Source organism: Geomicrobium sp. JSM 1781026, from assembly GCF_041949955.1.
Taxonomy (GTDB): domain Bacteria; phylum Bacillota; class Bacilli; order Bacillales; family Marinococcaceae; genus Geomicrobium_A.
Map to the genome: position 1 here is coordinate 1 of NZ_JBHFQF010000009.1, position 23,971 is coordinate 23,971.

The 23,971-nt window shown below is 45.5% G+C and carries 13 protein-coding genes, 4 tRNA genes and 1 riboswitch; of the genes, 2 read left to right on the forward strand and 15 right to left on the reverse strand.

Features of this window, described 5'->3' with window-relative positions; all coding sequences use genetic code 11:
• Window positions 1-297: 297 nt before the first annotated feature.
• From ACE1TF_RS15515 to pdxS, 7 genes are all read right to left on the reverse strand, one after another.
• Window positions 298-374, reverse strand: a tRNA-Ile gene (locus ACE1TF_RS15515).
• A gap of 11 nt (window positions 375-385) precedes the next feature.
• Window positions 386-459 (reverse strand) — tRNA-Gly (locus ACE1TF_RS15520).
• A 29-nt stretch (window positions 460-488) separates the two neighbouring features.
• A tRNA-Pro gene (locus tag ACE1TF_RS15525) sits at window positions 489-565 on the reverse strand.
• A gap of 645 nt (window positions 566-1,210) precedes the next feature.
• A tRNA-Arg gene (locus tag ACE1TF_RS15530) sits at window positions 1,211-1,287 on the reverse strand.
• 109 nt (window positions 1,288-1,396) lie between these two features.
• Entirely contained in the window at window positions 1,397-1,786 is a 390-nt protein-coding gene (locus tag ACE1TF_RS15535) for a hypothetical protein (RefSeq protein ID WP_375018111.1), read from the reverse strand.
• Between the two features lie 99 nt (window positions 1,787-1,885).
• Complete coding sequence (pdxT, locus tag ACE1TF_RS15540; protein ID WP_375018113.1) at window positions 1,886-2,446, reverse strand: pyridoxal 5'-phosphate synthase glutaminase subunit PdxT; 561 nt, start codon at window positions 2,444-2,446, stop codon at window positions 1,886-1,888.
• Entirely contained in the window at window positions 2,446-3,333 is an 888-nt protein-coding gene (gene pdxS, locus ACE1TF_RS15545) for a pyridoxal 5'-phosphate synthase lyase subunit PdxS (protein WP_042401441.1), read from the reverse strand. Before pdxS ends, pdxT begins: the two co-directional genes overlap by 1 nt.
• Before the next feature lie 108 nt (window positions 3,334-3,441).
• On the opposite strand from pdxS, the gene pdxR reads away from it, so the two are divergent.
• Window positions 3,442-4,839 (forward strand): MocR-like pyridoxine biosynthesis transcription factor PdxR, encoded by a 1,398-nt coding sequence (gene pdxR, locus ACE1TF_RS15550; protein WP_375018116.1) that lies wholly within the window; start codon window positions 3,442-3,444, stop codon window positions 4,837-4,839.
• A 640-nt stretch (window positions 4,840-5,479) separates the two neighbouring features.
• Here the strand turns inward: pdxR and ACE1TF_RS15555 are convergent.
• Window positions 5,480-14,515, reverse strand: a complete 9,036-nt coding sequence (locus tag ACE1TF_RS15555; protein ID WP_375018118.1) for a carboxypeptidase regulatory-like domain-containing protein — start codon at window positions 14,513-14,515, stop codon at window positions 5,480-5,482.
• Between the two features lie 236 nt (window positions 14,516-14,751).
• Between ACE1TF_RS15555 and gdhA the strand changes: the two genes are divergently transcribed.
• A complete protein-coding gene (gdhA, locus tag ACE1TF_RS15560; protein ID WP_042401422.1) occupies window positions 14,752-16,104 on the forward strand; it encodes an NADP-specific glutamate dehydrogenase in 1,353 nt (450 codons plus the stop codon).
• 55 nt (window positions 16,105-16,159) lie between these two features.
• On the opposite strand, the gene ACE1TF_RS15565 is transcribed toward gdhA, so the two are convergent.
• From ACE1TF_RS15565 to ACE1TF_RS15595, 7 genes are all read right to left on the reverse strand, one after another.
• A complete protein-coding gene (locus ACE1TF_RS15565; RefSeq protein ID WP_375018121.1) occupies window positions 16,160-17,452 on the reverse strand; it encodes a metal ABC transporter solute-binding protein, Zn/Mn family in 1,293 nt (430 codons plus the stop codon).
• 520 nt (window positions 17,453-17,972) lie between these two features.
• Window positions 17,973-19,181 carry a M20 family metallopeptidase gene (locus ACE1TF_RS15570; RefSeq protein ID WP_042401420.1) on the reverse strand — a complete coding sequence of 403 codons (1,209 nt, stop codon included), beginning with the start codon at window positions 19,179-19,181 and terminating at the stop codon, window positions 17,973-17,975.
• Between the two features lie 12 nt (window positions 19,182-19,193).
• The gene (locus ACE1TF_RS15575) at window positions 19,194-20,060 is read right to left on the reverse strand and encodes a MetQ/NlpA family ABC transporter substrate-binding protein (RefSeq protein WP_375018123.1); all 867 of its coding nucleotides are present in this window, start codon (window positions 20,058-20,060) and stop codon (window positions 19,194-19,196) included.
• Window positions 20,061-20,083: 23 nt separating this feature from the next.
• Window positions 20,084-20,764, reverse strand: a complete 681-nt coding sequence (locus tag ACE1TF_RS15580) for a methionine ABC transporter permease (RefSeq protein WP_375018125.1) — start codon at window positions 20,762-20,764, stop codon at window positions 20,084-20,086.
• Window positions 20,765-21,784 carry a methionine ABC transporter ATP-binding protein gene (locus tag ACE1TF_RS15585; RefSeq protein WP_375018127.1) on the reverse strand — a complete coding sequence of 340 codons (1,020 nt, stop codon included), beginning with the start codon at window positions 21,782-21,784 and terminating at the stop codon, window positions 20,765-20,767.
• Between the two features lie 155 nt (window positions 21,785-21,939).
• A riboswitch (SAM riboswitch) is annotated at window positions 21,940-22,045 on the reverse strand.
• A gap of 72 nt (window positions 22,046-22,117) precedes the next feature.
• Window positions 22,118-22,603, reverse strand: a complete 486-nt coding sequence (locus ACE1TF_RS15590) for a FixH family protein (RefSeq protein WP_375018129.1) — start codon at window positions 22,601-22,603, stop codon at window positions 22,118-22,120.
• The gene (locus tag ACE1TF_RS15595) at window positions 22,596-23,960 is read right to left on the reverse strand and encodes a PepSY-associated TM helix domain-containing protein (RefSeq protein ID WP_375018131.1); all 1,365 of its coding nucleotides are present in this window, start codon (window positions 23,958-23,960) and stop codon (window positions 22,596-22,598) included. The genes ACE1TF_RS15590 and ACE1TF_RS15595 overlap by 8 nt, the downstream gene beginning before the upstream one ends.
• Window positions 23,961-23,971: the final 11 nt, after the last annotated feature.

Genomic DNA, 23,971 nt, shown 5'->3' on the forward strand with positions numbered 1-23,971 from the left:
TCTCCATTGAAAGTGTTCCTTTTTTCGTCAGCACGGGGGTGCCAACGAGGCTCGTGCTTCTTTAATAGAAGCGCTAGCTTTTATTGCTTTAATTCGCTTATCTTTCATTCAGTTTTCAAAGGGCAATCGTTGCGCTGTCGCTGTTTTGGCGACTTTTCTATCTTACCACTCAGTCAATGTAGTGTCAATAACTTTTTCGTGGTGTTTTTTCGGCTTGTCGGTTGTTTCCGAAGCGCGAATTCTAATGTAACATTTCCTAACAACCACCGTCAATACTTTATTTCAAAAGTTTTTAGATGGTGGGCCTGAGTGGACTCGAACCACCGACCTCACGCTTATCAGGCGTGCGCTCTAACCAGCTGAGCTACAGGCCCATTTTCTTAAATGGAGCGGGTGATGGGAATCGAACCCACATCATCAGCTTGGAAGGCTGAGGTTTTACCACTAAACTACACCCGCATGAATGTAAGTATGTATTTAGGCAATCATGGTCGGGAAGACAGGATTTGAACCTGCGACCCCTTGGTCCCAAACCAAGTGCTCTGCCAAGCTGAGCTACTTCCCGTTCTTCTTGAAAATGAACGGCGAATCTCTTCGTCATCTGCACTCGTTCGTTCGAGTCGCGTACGGTGTACGCTCACTCTCTCGCTCCTTTGTTTCCTCGACCTTCTTGTTCCTTTCCAAGAAGACCATAGAGCTGAACGGCGAATCTCTTCGTCATCTGCACTCGTTCGTTCGAGTCGCGTACGGTGTACGCTCACTCTCTCGCTCCTTTGTTTCCTCGACCTTCTTGTTCCTTCCCAAGAAGACCACAGAGCTGAACGGCGAATCTCTTCGTCATCTGCACTCGTTCGTTCGAGTCGCGTACGGTGTACGCTCACTCTCTCGCTCCTTTGTTTCCTCGACCTTCTTGTTCCTTTCCAAGAAGACCATAGAGCTGAACGGCGAATCTCTTCGTCATCTGCACTCGTTCGTTCGAGTCGCGTACGGTGTACGCTCACTCTCTCGCTCCTTTGTTTCCTCGACCTTCTTGTTCCTTCCCAAGAAGACCACAGAGCTGAACGGCGAATCTCTTCGTCATCTGCACTCGTTCGTTCGAGTCGCGTACGGTGTACGCTCACTCTCTCGCTCCTTTGTTTCCTCGACCTTCTTGTTCCTTTCCAAGAAGACCATAGAGCTGAACGGCGAATCTCTATATTAATGAAGAAAATGGCGCGCCCGAGAAGAGTCGAACTCCTAACCTCCTGATCCGTAGTCAGACGCTCTATCCAATTGAGCTACGGGCGCATATGAATGGTGTATGTCATCTTTTCGACATGCATTAATATAGCATGTTGCACAGAAGTTATGCAACCCTTTTCGCGAAATCTAATAATTCCCACTCAACATTACTAACCTATTCATCTTCCAACGTGAAGTATTGTTTGAGGAAGTCACGCATGTTTTCATTCCCCCAGTTTGTCATTGAGTGGAGCGTATGGGTATCTTCTGTATCCATTATACTACCCCCTTTTGGTGTCGTCCAAATATAAAAAGATTCCTCTGGGAACTCAACTTTGAAATGAGGATCAGTCGTATCGACGGCTCCACGTTCAGCACTACCGCTATTTATCCAGCGTTGCATGGATCGTAAGACATCACGATCTTCAATTTTAATAGAAGAATCGGGTGCAACATTGTGAAATGACTCCATTTGATGAATAACTGCAGTGTCGGCACTTTCGGTACTTGGCCCACATCCGAGTAGAAACGCGACAAAAATGATTGGTACAAACCACCTTTTCAACATCACCAGCTCCTTACATCAAAACTGACGTTAACTAGCGACACTCGTTGCAAAAACTGCCTCACCGCTATAATTTAGTAGCGATGAGGCAGTCAACGTTTACACAGTACATGCATTTTCAACCATTTCCACAAACAACCGGTGCATACTCAAGTCATCTGTGAGCTCGGGATGGAATGAGCAAGCTAAAAAATTCCCTTCCTGAACAGCAACAGTTTCATCATTGTACGTACTCAATACATCGACGGATGCACCGACAGCTCTGACAAGAGGCGCTCGAATAAAAACTGCTTCAACTTCCTCTGCAACACCTTTCACCCGTAGTTTCACTTCAAAACTTTCTCGTTGTCGTCCGAAAGCATTTCGCTCGACTTCCATATCCATGAGACGCAGGTGATCTCTTCCCATTAATATTAAACCCGCACACGTACCAAACACTGGTTTTTCCGATTTCGCAAAGGCTTGCAACGGTTCAAAAAAGTGATATTTGTCAATGAGCCTTCTCACGGCAGTAGACTCTCCCCCAGGAATGATTAACCCTGAGATCTCTTCAAGTTGGCTTACTCGCTTCACAGCGATCGCATTTGCACCACTCTTTTCAATCATGCGAATGTGTTCGTCTACCGCTCCTTGCAAGGCAAGCACACCAATCGTTGACATTACCAACCTCTCTCTTGCATACGATCTGCAGGTGCCAATGTAGAGATTTCAAGTCCTTTCATTGCAGTACCGAGATCTTTAGATAGCTCAGCAATGAGCGTGTAGTCTGTAAAGTGAGTGGTCGCTTCAACAATTGCACGGGCAAACTTCTCAGGGTGATCGGATTTGAATATGCCCGATCCGACAAACACACCATCTGCGCCAAGTTGCATCATTAATGCAGCATCTGAAGGAGTGGCAATGCCTCCTGCGGCAAAGTTCACAACAGGCAAGTGGCCTTTTTCTTTAATTTCAAGCAACAATTCATACGGCGCACCAATATTCTTCGCTTCTGTCATAATCTCATCTGTCGACATATTAGCGATTTGCTTGATCTGTGCTTGCATTTTTCTCATATGGCGTACAGCTTCTACGATGTTTCCTGTCCCAGGTTCCCCTTTCGTACGAATCATCGACGCACCTTCGCCAATTCTTCTTGACGCTTCCCCTAAATCTCTTGCACCACATACGAACGGAACAGTGAACTCTCGCTTATTTAAATGGAAAACTTCATCTGCAGGCGTAAGAACTTCACTTTCATCGATATAATCAACGCCCATTGCTTCTAATACACGCGCTTCCACGATATGACCAATTCTTGCTTTCGCCATGACCGGGATCGAAACAGCATTCACTACCTCTTCAGTAATTCTAGGATCAGCCATTCGAGCAACGCCTCCAGCTGCACGAATATCCGAAGGTACTCTTTCTAAAGCCATAACCGCAACTGCCCCTGCTTCTTCAGCAATCTTTGCCTGTTCCGCATTCACAACGTCCATAATGACGCCGCCCTTTTGCATTTGTGCCATCCCTTGTTTCACACGATCTGTACCGACGAACTTATCCATCGTAACGCCTCCATAGTATGTAAGTGATTGATGCTTCAAAGTATAAAAGACATCTGGTATTGTTATAAGTGTCAGTTTTTTAATTTTTGATGGGGTCAGGTGAAAACAATGGATCAACTTTGGTGTGAACTGGACCGAACGAGCACAACGCCTCTATATGAGCAGCTTTACACACACATAAAAAATGAAATTATTTCTGGCAGAATCGCTTACAACTCAAAGCTTCCGTCCAAAAGAAAGCTAGCGACCTTCCTTAAAATTAGTCAGAATACAATTGAAACCGCCTATGAACAGTTACACGCGGAAGGATACATCGCCGTACTTCCTCGCAAGGGATATTTCGTACAAGCATTTGAATCTTTGGAATATGTAGCACCGACCAGTAGTGTAGCCGCATCGTATCCTTCAAAGAAACACGCCCATCGTTACACGTTTCACCCTGCACAGATAGACAGCCGCCAATTTCCTTATGACAAGTGGCGCAAACATTTTAGAAACACGATGGAAGAGTCCAATCACGATTTGCTATTGCTCGGTGATGGGAAAGGGGAGCGGTCCTTTCGCGAAGAGATTGCCTCTTATCTTTATCATTCTAGAGGCGTTGCCTGCTCCGTCGATCAAATTGTTGTCGGGGCAGGAATTGAAGTGTTAGTTCAACAATTGTTTTTATTGCTCAGCGATGAGCAAACGTTCGGCATTGAAGATCCTGGGTATCAATTAATGCCAAAACTGCTCAAAAATTACGCCCATAAACTCCAACCCATTCCTGTCGACGACAAAGGAATACGTGTGGATGATATTATAGACTCCACAATCGATGTTGTATGCACGACCCCATCACATCATTTCCCATACGGCTCAGTGCTTTCAATTAATAGAAGAAAGCAGCTACTAGACTGGGCACGAGACAAGAGCGGTCGATACATAATTGAAGATGATTACGATAGTGAATTTCGCTATACAGGGAAAACAATCCCATCTTTGCAAAGCATGGATCAAGACGGCAAGGTAATCTACTTAGGATCCTTTTCCAAGTCGTTAATTCCGTCTGCCCGAATTAGCTATATGGTCATGCCGCAGCCACTATCTGACCGTTACGAAAACGCATTTTCTGACTATCACTCTACCGTATCAAGAATCGATCAACACGTTCTCACTTCATTTATGAAAACGGGTGACTTCGAGAAACATCTCAATCGCATGCGAAAAATCTATCGTCGTAAATTAGATACCGTTATACAATTGTTGCGACCGTACGAGAATACATTGCAAATCATTGGTGAGCATTCCGGCTTACACATCGTTCTTGTTGTTAAGAATCACATGACTGAAAATGAATTGGTTGAAGCTGCAGAACGAGAACATTTGAAAGTTTACCCACTCTCCTATTACTCTCTAACCGCACCAGAGTATAAGCATGCACGAATTGTCTTTGGGTTCGGATCTTTAGCTGAACACGAACTTCCAGACGCACTCTCAAGCCTAATGAAAGCTTGGAACATTTAAACGATCGCTTAGTTTTTACTACCGTTATTGAGAGGGTTCGATATAGAAAATATCGGCATGAATCATGCCTAAGACCGTTTAGGTTTTTCTTTGGCACCTCTGGTTGCTAGCACCAGAGGTTTTATATGAATACACAGGGAAGATTTCGGTGGAGAAACGAAGCTTCATAGACTAGCTAATATGAGGCGACCTGTGGTGCTCCCAAACGATCTAGATTACCATCCACCTAAAAATCACAAAAATGAGGAGCCTTCACCACTGAATGTTCAGCAGATCGCGAAAAAGCGATCTAGATCACCGATCTCCTAATGATTCCCAAATACCATTCAACTAGAGATATATGAAAGCAAACACTACCTTAATCTCGGTAGAGAACGAATGCAAACGCACACTTCTTCGTATACTTGACTAGCGTGAGTTCACTCTTGCATTACTCACTCAGATCAATGCGGAAGTGTGCGGGATGCACTGTTTATTTCTAATTCTTTAAAAGCGTGAGGTTATTAGGTCTAGATCGTTAAACCCTAGTATCGGCCAATTCGGTTCGAGCGCAGAAGCCGAACGAATCTTCACCACACTATCCCCCTAAATCATCCGATGATTCAGGGGGGATTTTCTTCAATTTCACGTCGCTATTTTGTTAAGCGGCGTCATCTTGATCGGAAGGCCTTGGATCTGGCAGCTCGATTGCCGGTAACACTGTAATGACCATTTCATCATCGGATCGAACACTGCCTGATTCGTTTACAGCTTCTGCATGAAGTACATACTCACCAGGAGCGAGTGTTAACCTGGTAGAAAACACGCCATGCTCGTCACTGTATACCGCTTCCAATCGCTCTTCACCTGCGTAGATTTCAATCCGTGTATTCGGATCGGCTGTGCCTTCTACAATTATGGAACGTTCGCGGTATTCACCTGATGTTTCTTTCCAAACCGGTGCGTTAGGTAGCGGCACTTCATCCATTTCTGCTTCCTTCGCCCAATTAACGGCTTCAAGGAACAAGTCTTTTCCATCTGTCGTCCACCCTCGTTCAGGGCCTGTCATGTTATTGACGGCAAACATAGAAAGTAATACGTGTACATGAAATTTACTTCGGTATTCATGCCCAAACCCTGTACCTTTTTCCGTATCACCGACAACAACTTGCCCACTTGCGGTTCCTTCATAACCTGCAAACGTTGCGTACGGACTTCCTTCAGCTAGAATCTCTATTTGCTCATCGGCAAACGACGCAAAGATTGGATGGTCTTCGGTCTGGATCGAAACTGCCCCTTCACCGTAACCTTGCTCGTCTCGATGGAACCCGTCAAAGATCTCGCTTAATGCTTGGAACGTGCCACTATTCCCCCACGTATCCAACAGGACGAGACTCACATTGGCAGCGTCCGTACGATCAATGATTTGTTGGAGTTGAGAAGCATCTGGCGCTTCATTGACAATCACAAGTTCAAACGCCTCTACGTTGAATTCTCTGTCTGCTTGAACCGACACTGCTGCGATATCTTGTTGCTGTAAGAACGTGCTTACCTCTCCTCGGTAATCACCAACAACAGCAACATCGTATGCTGACAGTTCCACATTTACCGTTTCGTCATTCCCATCTTCTAGAGTGATTTCTCTCACCACATTCATGTAACCTTCTTTGTGGAATTCAACTGTATAAGATCCTGCTACCAATCCTTCGAATACGTACTCTCCACCAGCGTTTGTTTCGGTACTTCTTGTTTCTCCGTTATCCAATACTACGCTCACTTCTTGTAACGAGTCCCCCGTTGTACCATCTGTAACAACACCCGACACTTGCATAACCGGCAGTGACTGCAATGTGAAGTTCACTTCTACTGATTCACTATTACTTGCGACAGTCACTTGCTTTTCTTCGTATTCATAGCCGTCTCGCTCCGCTCGGATTGTGTAATCACCTGCTGCAACACTAAGCTGATACTCACCCTCTTCATTTGTTACAGTCTGACGATCAAGCGTATCAATACGCACGGTTGCGCCTTCCAACCTCTCACCGTCTTCGTCTGTGACGACACCCACAATTTCTGAAGATGCCGATTGTGAAGCCCATTGAATCCCATTAATGAATATCGTTTTTGCATCTTCTGTCCAGCGATGATTCGGATGACCGTATGTGGACGATGCGAGTCCTGCCATAAGCAAATGAACATGGTTACTTGAACGGAATTCGTATCCGATGCTAGAACCGAGCTCTTGTTGCTCAGAGCCTACGCTACTTGCAATCACTTGTCCATCGTAGTCATTAAATACCGCATACTGTTGGTTCCCACTCGCGTTATGAAGCACATCAATTTGCTCTCCTTCATCAAACCCTGCAAAAATTGGATGCTCTTCGGCCACTTCAAAACGAACGGTATTCGCTACAAACCCTTGAGACGTGTTACCCGGGTTCCCAGTATAATCACGCAACGCATTAATCGGACTCGCTCCAAATTGACTTAAAAACACGAGACTCGTCTCCGCATCATCTGCTGCTTGAATCAATTGTTGAAACGCTTGTTCTGAGGCAGGTGCAGGCGCTTCATTCATAATAATCACCTCATACTCACCTGCTTGTTCTGTCAGCTGTTCAACTTGATCCCTTGTATACTCGGACACATCATAACCTTCTTCTGCAAGCAATGGTCCTAAACGATCATGATTTACAGGAGAGGCAAACAGCGCAACATCTTCTGCCCCTGATAGATTGATTTGTACTGACGTCTCCTCTCCCTCAATGATCGTTACTTGCTCTGTTACAGGTTGAAATCCTTCTTTAGAAAAACGAATATCGTAATTTCCTTCCGGAAGTGTTACGGCAAATGTGCCGTCTTCTCCCGTCGATGTTGTAACACCACTGTTTATAACGTCGACAACTACCCCTTCTAACGGTTCTCCTGCTCCTAATACTTCACCGATCAGTTGCCCTGATTGATCCGCTTCCATTTCAAATACTTGCTCAATAATGTCACCATTTTGTATCGATTGTTCATACGTAACATCTCGATGCCCAAACGCAGAGAAATGAAGAGTGTACGTGCCTTCAGGCAACGCGACAAAAAATTCGCCATTATCACGTGTTTCTACTTCATCCCCAGTCTCCTCAATGTGAATGATACCTTGGACCGGTGTACCGAAGTTGTTCATGAGCGTCCCTTGAATTTCGCCTGCATAACTTTCTTCTGTGTCGATTGCATAAAGAATCGCGTTATCAATAATTTGCGCGCGATTGTCATCATAGTTCTCATGCCCAGGATAGAAGTGAGTATTAATGGTCATACCTGCCAGCAGAATTTCGATACTTTCTGCTGTCCTCCCTTTCATCCCGACCATGCTACCGATGTTGTCCACGCCTTCTTTTGTTTGCTCAGCTAAGATGTTGCCACTGTACCCATCAAAACCGTAATAGTAGTTGGATTGATTCGTAAATGTAAATGTCTCATCCACATTTTCAAAGATTGGGTGATCATTTGCTGTCACTAAAGCTGTATTCTCACCGGCCACATTTCCCCGGTACTCGGTTTCAGGATCATTCATATAATCTACGAGATAACGAATGCTTCCTCTGCCACCATGTTGACCTGTCCAAATCACAGGAGTACGAGACGCATCTAATGCTTCTGTAAAGCGGATAAACTCCTCTTCGCTCGGAATGAGCTGGTTATTGAAATCAGAATTGGCAAATACGAGATCCACTTCTTCAATCATTTCTGTGTCCGTATATAGAAAATCTTCAGTTTCGTACCCTTGATATTGTAAATAACTGCTCAGGTTAGGACCAGTTCCTGATGACCGATCAACAATAATTCCTACAGTTGGTGAGCTCCGCATCCCTATTTCTAACTGGACATTCTCATTCGGAGCTACATCCACATCAACTTCTTCACGCAACAACCCTTCTTTATACAAAGAAACGGTATAAGAACCTGGCTCTACTGCGTCAAATCTGAAGCTCCCTTCAGCATTCGTTACCGTAGTGCGGTCTGTTGGCCGGAGTGATACTTCTACATTTGCAATCGCACCGTACTCAAAAAGTTGATTCACACTGCCTTGAATGCTACCCGCATCTTCAGCCGTTTGTAGCACGATATCCAGCATCTCAAGATCTTCATTTATGCTTACCTCAATTTCTTCTGTCGCATAACCAAATGCCTCCACGCGCACATTTGCTTCACCAGCAATGGATGGGATGGTGAAAGAAGCGTCATCTTCAGCTGTTCGATCTGCGAGCGTCGCATCATCGATTGAAACCGTCACATCCGCGCGAATGGCTTCGCCATTTTCATTGGTTACCGTTCCTGCTACTTCGTAAAACTGTTCGTACGCGGCCCAAAGGGTTGCGTCGATGAACATGTCCTTCCCGGATGCCGTATAATCATCACCAGACTTGGCGATCTCAACGGCATGAGCACTCATGAGAAGTTCAACACTCTCCGGTGATGTCGGCGTGAACGCCACACCTGTTCCGTGAGGCGCTTCACCTACATGTGCCACCTGAGCAAGGGAGAATCCATCATACTCATTAAACGCAGTTACTCTGCTCGCGGTTGGCGTTAACAGTCCAATATTGCCTGTTTCGTTAGCAAAAATCGGATGTTCGTCTTCAACAACATACTCAGCAGCCGTTTGACGATGGTCAACTCTCGTACGTTCCCCAGGATGGTCCCGGTGGTTATGAAGATGCGAAATTCCACCACCACTAAAATAAGTGTCTCCGTACACTACGCTCGTTTCCCTCGCTATCGCTGCTTCTTCAAAAGCGGCAAAGTCTGATGCACTGACATTGGTTTCATTGTTAAACCAAACCACATCATAGTCTCCGACGGTTTCTAGTATGTCAGCTGTTGAACTGTACCGTTCTGCATCGATATTAACTTCCTCGAAAATGGCTTGTAAGTGATCATTACCAATCGCACGGTCTCCTATAATGGCGACGCTCGGTACCGGCTCCATGAAGATTTGTTGCTCAACCGAGGAAGACGCGACCGTAACTGTCGTCTCGAAGTGGACAAATGATTCGAGTTGTGACGTTAATTGATATTCGCCTTCTGTTAGCTCAGTAAAGACATAGGATCCCTCTCCATCGGACGTCGTTTCTTGAATGACCTCCCCACCTTCATCACGCAGCTGCAATGTAGCCCCTTCTAGCGGAGTGTTGGTTTGCGCGTTCACGACGTCCCCAATAATCTGACTGCCGTCAGATTCGCCCATCTCCACTTCTATTACAACGGCTTCTCCGTAAACAAAGTCAACGTCAACGGTTTCGATCTCATACCCCGAATGACGAACTTCTACAGTAAATTCACCTTCTTCATGATGCAACACGGCTTCACCGTCACGATCAGCTGTCGTTTGCAAACCTGTTTCACGAACCGTCGTTCTTGCTTGTAAAGGATCCCCATTCGTATCCACGATCGTTACGCGCAGTTCTCCAAATCGTGTTTCTTCATCTAATAAATAATCCAACGTTGCGAGCAACACTTCGTGTTGGCCATGTAGCCAATGTTGTTGAGGTTGGTTCCAACTCGCTGCTGTAAATGTTGATAACAGCACATGTGCGCTCTCTTCAGACACAGGTTTGTAAGCAACGCCAGTTCCTGCAGTCCCGATCAAACCACTCTCAATATCTCCCAAATGGATGCCGCTGTACCCGTTAAACCACGATGCGTTTGCACTACTTGCAAAGGGTAACCGGTCCCCTGGCGCTAACCCTTGCAATATCGGATGAGCTTGTTGTACCTCTAATGTAAGAGAAGTCGATCCATAATTTGATTGATGTGAGTCAGGATCCCCGTAGTACTCGACGAGATGTTGAATCGATCCATAACTCGGTCCCCACGTATCAGCGAACACAAGGTCAACATCTTCGGCATTCGCCTTATCAATTAAATCTCGTACTTCCTCATCACTCGGTTGCCAGCCTCCTGAACCATATGCCCCGTTCAGGTACACCACTTCATAGCGCTCAATGTCATCAACAAAACCATCCCACTCACGCTCTTCGGCACGGTACCCTTGCTGCGTAATTAGATCTGTTATTGCTGACTCGTAGTCGTTTAACACAGCAATATCAAAAGGTGCCATTTGCCAATCCACTCTTTTTCGCTGCCCTTCAACAATCGTCACTTCTGACTGAAAATCTTCATATCCACCTGCTTTTGCTGTTACTGTATACGTTCCGGCAGCAATATCTTCTAACTCAAATCGGCCTGATTCATTGGTTGTCCAATCCATTTCAGTATCTTGTAATGAGAACTCGACACCAGAAATCGGTTCTCCCGTTCGTTCATCAGTAACCGTACCGATAAATCTTCCATCTCCAACCGGCGCCAAGGAATACTCCTGCTCATAAATATGCCCAGATCGAAACTCGAGCGTCTCGATAACCTGCTCGTATCCATACGCACCGACACGCACCTCATGTTCTCCAGGCAATACTTCGAGAAGAAACTCCCCTTGCTCGTCCGCGGTGACCACTTGATCCGTTCCCACAACGCGAACCGTACCTTGAAGAGCTTCACCAGACTCATCAGCAATCACACCAGTGAGCATACCTGGGGACACAAATGAAAGGAGTGCATCATGAGTCGTCATAAATAAGTTCCCATCAAGAATGGCTGGGGCGGAGCTACTTGCTGCACCTATTCCCCATTGACCGAGACTTTCCCCATTCGCACTATCAATGGCTGTCAATGTGTTCGTATTGTCGGACAAGTAAAAGGTGCCGCTCCCGTCCATTGCCCCGTTGTTCACCGTTGTACCCACCTCACGGTTTTCCCAAATCATTTCACCCGTGTCGGTATCAAATCCCCGTACACCACCTACAGTTGCGGAACTCGCAATCACAACTGATCCAGCGACTACCGGTCCAGCGGCTTGCGTATCACCCATTCCATCAACTTCCCATAGAACAGTTCCACTATTCGCTTCGATCGCATAAAGGGTCCCATTTGCTGAGAAATTCGTACTAAACGCATAAATTGTGCCATCTTTCACTGCAGGCGTTGCCGCAAACCCTTCTTGGCTACCCGTTTGTACATGCCAGTTTTCAGACCCATCTTCAAGAGACAACGCATAAATCGCTCTGCCTGAGTATGAACCTACGACCAATTGTTCCTCGGCAATCGCCGCACCAAAGTACGTATCCCCTTGAACTTCGGCTCGCCACAATTCACTGCCATCCTCAGCTTGAATCGCCACGACCGTCGTGTTTCCACTAATGTTCGACGTTAAATATAAAACACCGTCATGATACAGAGGTGACTCATAAATCGGCACATTGTCGAGAACAATTTCCCAATCCACGACCCCGGTATCGAGATGAATACGATATAGCCGTTGATTCTGTCCTCCTGTTACATACACATAATCACCGGCAATTGTCGGCGTAGAACGATTCAAACTTTGCGTACGGTACGACCACCTCGTTTCTTCACGATCACGATCCACAGCATGCACATAGCCCGCATCAGTCGTATAAACGATCGTGTCCTCATTCGCAACCGGTGAGGAGAAAATCGTTCTTCCCGGCGCTGATGATTCCCACGCTAAGTCTAAAAAGGATGGATCAACATGTGCATCCGCAACGGCATTTCTTTCAACATTCTGATTTCTCGTTTGCCAGTACGGCTGCTCCGATGTTTCACTTCGCTGGACGGTAATCGTCACTTCATCGGTAGCGGCAACATCCACTTCGTATGTTGTGTTAACAATGCCCTGCCCACTCACACTCAACGTGTATACACCTAAAGGCAAACTACGAATCGTAAATGCCCCGTTATCATCTGTCCAAACGGCAGAGATTGGCGCATCTTGCACCCGAATCCTCGCAGCGGGTACCCCTTCCCCGTCTTCATCGACGATTAATCCTAAGAGATCCGTCTGTGCTGTTTCATTTAAGGTGACGTTCAATTCAACTGTTTCCCCACGTGTCACTTCAAAAGAAAATTCACTCGTCTCATACCCGAATGCTCGAGCAAGTCCGACGTGACTGCCTTCTCTTATTGAAAAAGAAAACGTCCCGTCATCGTTCGTATCCACGTGGATTTGCTCTTGTTCGACTTCGATGCTGCCGGGAATTGCGTTACCATCAGAATCGGTAAGTGTTCCTTCGACAGTGCCTGCGTAACCTGCGATGGTTACCGCTTGATAGGCGTTCGCAATCCCTTCTCCGTAAATGACATTCGGCAAGTTGCCCATATGTGTTTCTGCCCTTGCGGTATCTTTTAATACGTTTCGAATGTCTTGGATCGTCATGTCTGGGTTGGCTTCAATCATGAGAGCAGTGACGCCGGCAACGTGGGGCGCTGCCATTGATGTCCCACTAATCGTATGATACCCTCCCCCTGGCCACGCAGAATAGATTTGCGCACCTGGCGCAGACACTTCCGGCTTGATGTAAGATTCTCCGTCCCACACTACCGGCCCTCGACTTGAGAAGTCGGCAATCTGATCCAATCGATTTGTTGCTCCTATAGCAAACGATTCAGGGAAACTCGCTGGAGAACCGATCGTTCCCCCTCCTGGTCCTTCATTGCCTGCAGAAAACAACGGGAAAATCCCGGCGGCTTCCCAAGCTCGTACCCCTTCTAGAAATGTGGTCGCGTACGTATTCGCATTTCCCCATGAGTTGTTCACTACATCAGGCGCCATCTCTGGGTCACCACCTGGCGCGAGAAACCATTGAAACGCTTGATGAATGCCTGTCTCTGTGGCAGACCCACTATCATTAAAAATCTTTACAGCAATCCACTCAGCTCCTGGAGCGACACCGATCGGCTCCCCGTCATTGCCCCCAACTGCCGTACCTGCAACGTGTGTGCCGTGGCCATGACCATCTTGAGGATCTGCATATCCATTCGATGAAAAGTCTGCCCATGAATAGTCGTGATTATTTGCTGAGCCACGGTAGTTTTCGTGGAGTGCTTCATGGTCACCTTCAACACCTGTGTCCATAATGCCGACAACTACGCCATCTCCTTCAATGCCGTACGTCTCCCATACATCAGGTGCATATACTTTTTCTAATCCCCATTCAGGAAGGCGCGGCTCTGTTTCTACCTCCACCTCTGGTACAGTAAATGTCTCTTCTTTAGTAATATGAGACACATCTGGAAGTTGCTTTATTTCAGCAAGTGCAGCTTCTGTAACACGCACAGAAATGGCATTAATAATCCATAATGAAGCAACTTCACTCGCTTCTCCTTGACTCGCCAAGTTCTCTAGCGCCGATAACACTTCTGTTTGTGTCGTCTCTGCTCTGTCTGTAAGTTGGTCAATAATCGTTTGAATGCGTTCTGCTCGATGATTAATTGCTTGAGCGTCATCTAAAAATTCTTCGCTTTCACCATCTTCTATATGTACGATCACGCTCACATCATCTTCTGATTCAAAAGCTTCCTGTACATCTTGATCAACCTTATCCGTACGCTCACGGTCTACCGCGTCCCCTTCAGACATTTCCACCCATTCTTCTAACCCTCCTTGCACATGGGTATAAGGTTCGTCAACATCTTGAGAAGTCTCCTCTTGTTCGAGTTTCTTTTCTAATTCCAAATATTCGGAAATATCATGCTCTGTTGCACTACTTATACCCGATGGAATCAAACTAAACACGACTAAAAAGCACATAAAAACCATCATCAACTTCTTCAGCCCGTTGCTATACATCAGCATTCCTCCTTTTTAGACTATTAGTAATAGTAAAAATATATCACGATGAAATTTACATGCCTATCAGCCGATTCTATGTACTTTTATGTCGAAGGTTACGTCTTATGAATCAATAGTTTCCTTCTCCTCCATAGCATTGAACTATACCGAGCAATTTCACTAGTTGATGTAACTTACTATGTTATACTGAAGCCAACTTTTCGATAAATTGTCCTAGTGAAAGGGTGGTTCAAATGTCTAAAGAACAAGCGCAAGCCTATGTCGATCAGGTTCTCGCATCTGTAAAAGAGAGAAATCCCCACGAAGAAGAATTTCAGCAAGCGACAGAGGAGATCCTCGAGTCTCTCGTTCCTCTACTCGCTGAGCACCCGAAGTATCAGAAGTTTGGGATTTTAGAGAGAATGGTCGAGCCTGACCGCCTCATTACCTTTCGTGTCCCTTGGGTCGATGATGAGGGCACGGTTCAAGTGAACCGCGGGTACCGCGTCCAATTCAATGCTGCTCTTGGTCCGTATAAAGGCGGTCTTCGCTTTGACCCTTCCGTAAACAGCAGCATCATCAAATTTCTCGGCTTCGAACAAATCTTCAAAAACTCACTTACAGGTCAAGGAATCGGCGGAGGAAAAGGCGGTGCCGATTTTAATCCTAAAGGCAAATCCAATGCAGAAATTATGAGATTTACTCAAAGTTTCATGAGCGAGTTAGCAAAATATATCGGCCCAAATGTTGACGTTCCAGCAGGAGATATTGGCGTCGGCGGCAGAGAAATCAACTATATGGTTGGGCAATACAAGAAGATTAACGGCACAAAAGAGGCCGGTGCTTTTACCGGTAAAGAAATCGACATCGGCGGTAGCCTCACCCGCACGGAATCGACAGGCTACGGTGTCGTGTACTTTGTTGAGAATATGCTCAAAGAAGAAAACAAGACATTAGAAGGGCAAAGAGTTGTCGTTTCCGGAGCTGGTAAAGTATCCATCTATGCGATGGAAAAAGCGGTTGAACTCGGAGGCATCGTCGTTGCTTGTAATGATTCTAGTGGCTACATCTATGATAAAAACGGAATCAACGTAGAAACAATCAAGCAAATTAAAGAAGTCGAGAAGAAACGCATTCACGCCTATACAGAGCATCATCCAGAAGCAGAGTATTACGAGGATAAGAAGATTTGGGAAGTCGCTTGTGATGTCGCCTTGCCTTGTGCCACACAAAACGAATTAGACGGGGAAGACGCTAAACGCCTCGTCGAGAATGGCGTGCGCGTTGTTGCAGAAGGGGCAAATATGCCTTGTACACTTGAAGCGTTTCATCATTTCCGTGATAACAACGTCCAGTTTGCGCCAAGTAAAGCTGCAAACGCCGGTGGGGTTGCCGTATCGGCGCTAGAAATGGCACAAAACAGCTCGCGCGTATCTTGGTCATTTGAAGAAGTCGACACACAGCTAAAAGAAATTATGAAAGAAATCTTCGACAAAAGTTTAGCATCAGGTCGAAAATATCGATGCGAAGACAACTTATCAGATGGCGCCAATATTGCCGGTTTCAAGAAAGTCGCCGATGCAATGATTGCCCAAGGCATCGTCTAGTCATCAATTTTTTGGCCACCTATTATTGTAATAGGTGGCCAAAAATATAAATCACTTAATCATTTAGCGCTTGTTGAAGTATCTCAATGTTCATTTGCATCATGCTTACATAATCTTCGTCATTATCACTGTCTTCTTGAGAGATGCTCTCCATGTTGCGAAGCACTAAGCTCTCTGCACCAATCTCAGATTGAATCACTTCGGTAATCGTGGAGCTAACGTTGTTTTCGAAAATCACATAGTCTAAGTTGTTCTCCTCGGCAATCGTTACAATGTTCACAAGTTCAGACTGTGAAGGTTCTTGCGTCGATGATAAACCGTGGACACTTAATTGCTCCAATCCGTACCGGTCTTCCCAATACCCGTATGCTGCGTGAGAAACAATGATCTGGTTGTGGTCGGCTTCCTCAAAAGTGCTTGCTAACGCTTCATCCAACTGCTCAAGATCGTCAATAAGTGCTTCATAGTTTGCCGTAAAATCATCTTCTTGTTCTGGTCGTAATTCAATGAGGACTTCTTTAATATTTTCAGCAATTTGCTGACTGAGCACAGGATCGAGGAAAACATGTGGATCTCCCACGCCATGTTCTTCGTCATGATCATCAATAATCACGCTCACTTCATTTGTTTCAAGTAGAACTTCGTCCTCTTCATCGTACAAAACCGCTTTTAATTGTTTCGTTTCCGTAGCCTCGCCTGAGTATTCGAGTCCTTCGACATCCGTACGTTGCCAATCACCAGCTTCATCCGTGCGAGTGTACCAGTGCCACTCACCATCGCCGGCGTCATCCGCATCGCCAATGTGGACATCGATCGTGTCACCTGTATGATAGTGGGCTTGAACGCCTTGAATGACCGGGCCATCCTCATCTGCATGCTGTTCATCATGTGCATGATCATGGTCTTCTTCATGGGCGTGGTCGTGACTATGATCATGATCTTCTTCCTCCTGCCCGTGGTCATGTTCATGATGCCCCTCACCACGAAGATCGAGGTTCTCTCCAGCTGCAAACACATGGACGTTCTCATCTTCGAGAACTTCTTCCGCTGTATCAGCAAAAGGCTCCATCCCTACGCCAGAGTAAATAAACAGATCTTGTTCTGCCAACATCACAAATTCACTCGATGAAGGTTCAAATGTATGGGCATCAGCATTAGGTGGATAGATGCTCTCGACCTCTACATGCTCCCCGCCAATCCGACTCGTGAAATCCTCAAGCGCATATAACGTCGTTGAAACCGCTAAAGGGTCCTCGTCTGTCGTGCCTTCATCGCTTTCATCGCCAGAATCTTGACATGCTGTAAGTATTACACTACTTGCTATCGTTAAAAAAAGTAATTTTTTCAAAGTCCCAACCTCCCGTGATCGTCGCTATTTACTATACATGTATATAAATCGTAATGATTACGTTTTATAGATTACCCGTATTTTTTTTTACTGTCAACCTTTTAATTTAAAAAAGTGACCGCGGTTATCGATCACGGAGGAGGGTACATTAGTGAAACGATTCATCAAGTAAGGCGCGGGGATGTTGTCGAATGCGTGCACTTCCGTGTCGAATGCGTGCACTCGCCTGTCGATTGCGTGCACTTCCATGTCGAATGCGTGCACTCTCCCCTCCTCGACCTCACAACGTCGCCCCCTACAACAAAGGACTGCCCCGTCGGAGCAGCCCTAGCCGTTATCTTCTTTCTGAGTCATCTTGGTATGCAGCTTTTACAATACGGTTAATCTCACCGAGCTTATCTTTGAACATTGAACGAGCGCGGTGGGTTTTCGGTTTGGACATTCTCCGTGCGATAAATATCACCCCTGTTCATTATCATGAACGACAGAAGAAACATTTATGCAAAGAATTGTAGGGGTTTTATATGCTTAATGGCTCACTTTGCTTGCTTCGAGACGCTTCGAAAGCTCGTTTGATATTTACTAATCGCTCTGAATCTAGGAACAACTCTAATCCAATAAGCGCGAGCCCTACACCGCCATCGATGACCGCTTGGTCTCCTTTCGGCGAACTAGCCGCTTCGGCGAATTCCCTTGTATGACCGACAAGGTTATCGCCGATCTTAATATGAGGATGGATTGTAGGAAGAACTTGACTCACATTGCCTGTGTCCGTTGATCCAGCTGCTTGAGACGGTGTCTTTTCTACATCGTGACCAAGTTCTGTGAAAATGTCATAAAATAATTCGTTAAATGGATCGTTAGGTAGCAGTTCATCGATAGCGTTTTGGAATTCAGTAATTTCAAGGTCGGCCCCACTCATGAATCCGGCACCTTCAGCGATGCGATCAACTTTCTTCCTTACTTCATTTAGATCATGCCTTGAAGCCGCCCGCAGGAAAAACCGAGCTCGAGCGTAGTCGGGGACAACATTTGGCGCTTTTCCTCCATCAGGAATAACACCGTGAATTCGAATATCGTCTGCTAAATGCTCGCGCAATGCGTTTATACCATTAAATAATTGAATCACACTATCGAGGGCATTAATTCCCTTTTCAGGTGTTGCAGATGCATGAGCCGTTCGTCCGTGGAAATGATAATCAACAGGATCAACCGCTAGAGAATGACCAGACACGCGCGTCTCTTTGCCCGGATGAATCATAATTGCGGCATCGCCATCATCAAAGTACCCTCGATTAACAAAACTTGCTTTTGCACTGCCGTTATCTCCACCTTCTTCTGCAGGCGTTCCAGCAACAGCCACCGTACCTCCAATTTCTTCAATAATTTGCCCTAGAAGAATGGCTGCCAATACGCTCGTCGTCCCGATGATATTATGGCCACAAGCATGCCCGATTTCTGGCAACGCATCGTACTCAGCAAGAAAGTATACGGTTGGACCTGGTTTTTCAGATGACTTTTTTGCAATAAATCCAGTCGAGTGTCCCGCAATGTTTCGTTGGACGGAGAACCCTTCACGTTCTAATTGCTCAGATAATCGTGCAGATGCATACACTTCTTCATTTCCTAATTCCGGACGTGCATGAATTTGCTGACTAATGGTAATAAAGGTTTGTTGGTGCGCTTTTGCGTAATCGGTAATGGTTTGTTTTAACGCTTCTCTCGTCATCGTAATGACCTCCTATTTTGGGTAATTGAGCAATTCTTCGACTGAAATAAATGTCGGAATACTTGCACCTTCATACTCGTCTAAAATAAATTGTTCAACTTCTTCGCTTTGGTAAATGTCGATAATCTTTTGCAACGCTGGATCATCAGCATTGTCCTCACGCGCAGCGATAATATTGATATAAGGCGTAGCCGTCTCATCTTCAATGGCAATGGCATCATCAGGAGGGCTTAAACCTGCATCTACAGCGATTCCGTTGTTAATAATTGCGGCATCAATGTCTGCCATGATGCGAGGCGCATTCGCCGGTTGAACAGGTGTGAGTGTTAGGTTTAAAGGATTCTCTTTAATGTCATCAAGCCCACTCGTTACCCCGAAATCGTCTTCTAGCTCTAATAGCCCGGCTTCTTCGAGAAGCATAAGATTTCTCGCTTGATTGGTCACTTCATTGGCTATGGCAATTTCAGCCCCTTCTGGGATGTCTTCCACGCGCTCATACTCGTCGCTGTACAAGCCTAAAGGAGCGAGCACAGTCGCTGCAATGGCTTCTAAATGATCAAACCCGTGCTCTTCTTTAAAGTTGTCAAAGTAAGAAACGGTTTGAAAAGCATTGGCGTCAATCTCCTCTTCGGCAAGTGCGATATTCGGTTGCACATAATCACTAAAACGAATTAAATCAATCTCAATGCCTTCCTCTTCAGCAAGTTCAGCAATATAGTCCCACTGCGGCGTGTCGGTCCCGCTCACGCCAATCTTTACTGTTACCGGGTCATCAGGGCTAAACGCTCCTGCCTCCGTTTGTGATTGTTCATCATCGCCGCACGCAACGAGTGCCGCTGCAGTAAATGTTACCCCTACGAATTTCAATTGTTTTTTCATTATGGCATTCTCCTCTATCTGTTTTATCTTCTTCTTGCTTTTCGCGAAAAATAATTACCTGATGTTTGTACCGCTTGAACAATTAAGACGAGCAGTACGACGGTGATGAGCATCGTCATATTATCAAACCGCTGATACCCGTATGTGAGCGCAACGTCACCAATTCCTCCAGCTCCAATCGCACCCGCCATCGCAGTCGCCCCAACCAGACCAATGGTTACCGTCGTAATCGTAAGGATGAGCGAGCCCATCGCTTCAGGTAAGATAAACTTTGTAATCACCTGTACTTTCGATGCCCCCATCGCATCAGCTGCCTCCAATATTCCAGGTTCAACTTCAAGCAATGAGTTCTCAACGAGTCTTGCAACATACGGTGCCGCATAGGCAACAAGGGGCACAATGGCTGCCGTCGTTCCGACCGACGTACCAACAATGGCACGAGTAATCGGAATAATTGCAACGAGTAAAATAATAAATGGAATCGAACGCAACACATTAATGACTGGATTTAAAAGGTTAAAAATGAATGGTGATGAAAGGATATGCCCTTCTCTTGTGACAACGAGAATCACGCCTAACACCGCGCCAATTAGAACCGAAAATACGAGAGAGATGCTTACCATATACAATGTTTCATATAAAGCATCCAGTAGTTGAGCGGTCGTAATATTCGGCTGGATTGCAGACGGTAGCATTTCTAACATTTATGCCACCTCCTTTAGGGAAAGGTCGTTTTCGTATACAAAGTCAATGGCCTGCTCGATCGCTTGTTCTTCTCCTTGGATTTGAATGACGAGATGTCCAAAAGGCACTTGTTGTATTTCGGTAATATTGCCGTACAGTACATTCACATCAACTCCGAACTTCTTTACCATCTGCGATAAAATCGGTTCACTCGATGACGAACCAATAAACTCAATCTGAATCACTTTGGAATGCTCATCTTGCGTCTTCACAGTTTCCATAACGCGACTCGGGATGTCGGCTTGAAATACTGACTTTACAAACTTCTTCGTCGTTTCTTCTTGCGGTTTAGAGAAAACATCGATAACAGAACCACTCTCAACAATCTCGCCATCGTCCATGACCGACACCCGATCACAAATTTGTTGAATGACCGACATTTCATGCGTGATGAGTAGCACAGTAATTTGATATTGTTTATTAATTTCTTTAATGAGCTGCAAAATCGAATTTGTCGTCTCCGGGTCGAGTGCGGATGTTGCTTCATCACACAACAGGATCGATGGGTTTGAAGCAAGCGCACGAGCAATACCCACTCGTTGCTTTTGTCCACCTGATAACTGTTCTGGATAATGATGTTTATGATGCTCCAAACCAACAAACTGGAGCAACTCTTCTACACGCTCTGTTATTTCCTTGTTCGACTTCTTCTGTAAGGTTAGCGGCATCGCAATGTTCTGAAACACCGTCCGGGATTGCAACAAATTAAAATGTTGAAAGATCATGCCAATGTTTTGTTTTTGGTTTTGGAGTTGTTTACCAGATTTCTGACTCAAGTCAATACCGTCCACGAGCACGCGCCCCGATGTTGGACGCTCAATGAGATTCACACAACGAATGAGCGTGCTTTTCCCTGCCCCACTCAAGCCGATAACACCATGTATTTCTCCTTTATCAATCGTGACATTCACGTTTTTCAACGCATGAATTGCACCTGTTTTTGTTTCGTATATTTTCGATACGTCTTCAAATGTAATCATCTACATTCCCCTCTAACGACAAATTCTTATTTAACATATAAATTTACTTAGTTTTAACGATAAAAATCTCTTCAACCGTATCCTTTTGGAAACGAAAAATCCTCCCTTCTTAAAATAAGAAGAGAGGATGGTTGGTCTTTATCCCGTTTAGGCTCTTCTTATCTTCGCAGCATACATGCTACAGGAATTGGCACAGTGCTTAAGAGTAAGCCTGTTGCCGAGGTTTCAAAGGGCCAGTCCCTCCACCTCTCTGGATAAGAAATATTTAGTTATGAATTTTCTTTTATTATATAGACAAAATTTATTTTGTCAACTGCCTTTTAAATTTTTTATCTAGTGATGAGCGCTATGATCTTCATTTCCCGATTCCTCTGATCCATTTTCCATTAACAAAAGTACTTCCTCTTGATAGAGACGACCGACGGCAAAATATTTTTTCGGTCGTAGCTTTTGGTCATTGATTTCTACGACGGCCTCCGCGTAATACAGGCCTTCCCGAGAGACTTCTACTTCTGTTTCATACACGCCCATCGTATGGTGGAAGAGCTCGTACTCATCTGCTTCTTCTTCCCCTGCTAATACCGGCCAAATGCGGATACCGACATGTTCTGCATCAACGACAGGAATGTAGTCTGCTGTCACTTGAACAGAGAGGCGTTGCTGTTCGTTTGCGGTGACAATCTCATTTGTCATCATATCTACAACGAGTCTTTCCCTGTCATTGTAGTCATCATGATTGTTGGCGTCCACGAACCGTTCCACCATTGAACAACCCGACAACATTACTAGTAGGAAGCCCACGATCATTCCTCTACGCATGGTGTTCCTCCTCTTGAACATTGAGCCATGTTCGCAACGTTTTGCTCTTTCGAATGATGTAGCGATCAATGAGATAAACGACGACAAGAGACAAACCAACAAGTGGGAAGATGACGGCAAAGATGAGGAGAATCGTCAATATCCCTCTCGCTTCGGTAATTCGGATTGATCTCGGTGCACCAGAATGGGTCGTTGGCTTCCTGCGTTTCCATAGCCAAAAACCACTTAAAATCATGACCACCATCCCTACGCAAACGAGCAGTCCGGCTATCTGATTCCAAAACCCAAATTGTAATCCTTTATGAATCGTAATGCCAAGCGCCATCGCTTTACCTATCGTTCCATAATCATCGTATCGGTAATCGGCCAAAACCGCACCGTTATATTGATCGATATGAACGGTTGCTTCATCTTGAGCTCGGTGCGGGAAGACAGAAAGTGTGAAAACTCCTTCTTGTCCACTTGGATAGAAGATATCGTATGTCGGATGAATATCGAGCTGTTTTGCCACCCTCGTCACTTCGGTAATGGATACTTGTTCAAATCCTGCAATATATTGTGATTCTGGTACAGGCAGATTTTCTGCAGCCCAACTCACATCAGCTACATCTTCAGATATGACTTCAGATTCAGGAGCAGAACCAACCCATATTGAAGGTGGATACCCTGCACCTGTGCTCGTTACTAGTTGTTGAACCCCATTCCCCCAAAAGCCGGTCCACAATAAGCCAGTGACGAGTAAGAAAATCATCCCTCCGGAAAGCCAAAATGCTGGCACCGCGTGAAAATCACGAATGAGTGTGCGTTTACCTTTTCTAAAGCGGGGAACGATCACTCCTTGAACTTTATTTTTTTTACGAGGAAACCATAAGTACAGGCCACTCACAATCATAATAATTGTCCAACAAGCGACGAGTTCGACAATTCGATCTCCAGTTGTCCCTGCCATAAGTTCACTATGTAAGTCAGCCAACCGATCCATCACACGATCGCGATCTTGCAACGTACCGAGAATCGACCCCGTATAAGGATTGACAAACACCGTTAACGACTCACCCGCTTCATCAACAATTCCTACTTCAGCAGAGCGATTGGCATCTTCCCCAGGCCGATATCTAACCACTTCTCCGCCGTGTTCATCCGCTGCAATTTCTACTTGCTCCTCAGGTGGTAGCGTCTCTCCAGACGCTTCTACTTCGTAATAATCAGCATAGATTGCAGCTTCTATATCCCATTTAAAAAGATAAATTCCCCCTGTAATCGCTAGTACGAGCAAAAAAGGAACCAATAGTAGACCTGCATATAAATGCCAGCGCCATATTACTTGCACATTCATCTGTTTTGATTTTTTTGCCATCGGTACGCTCC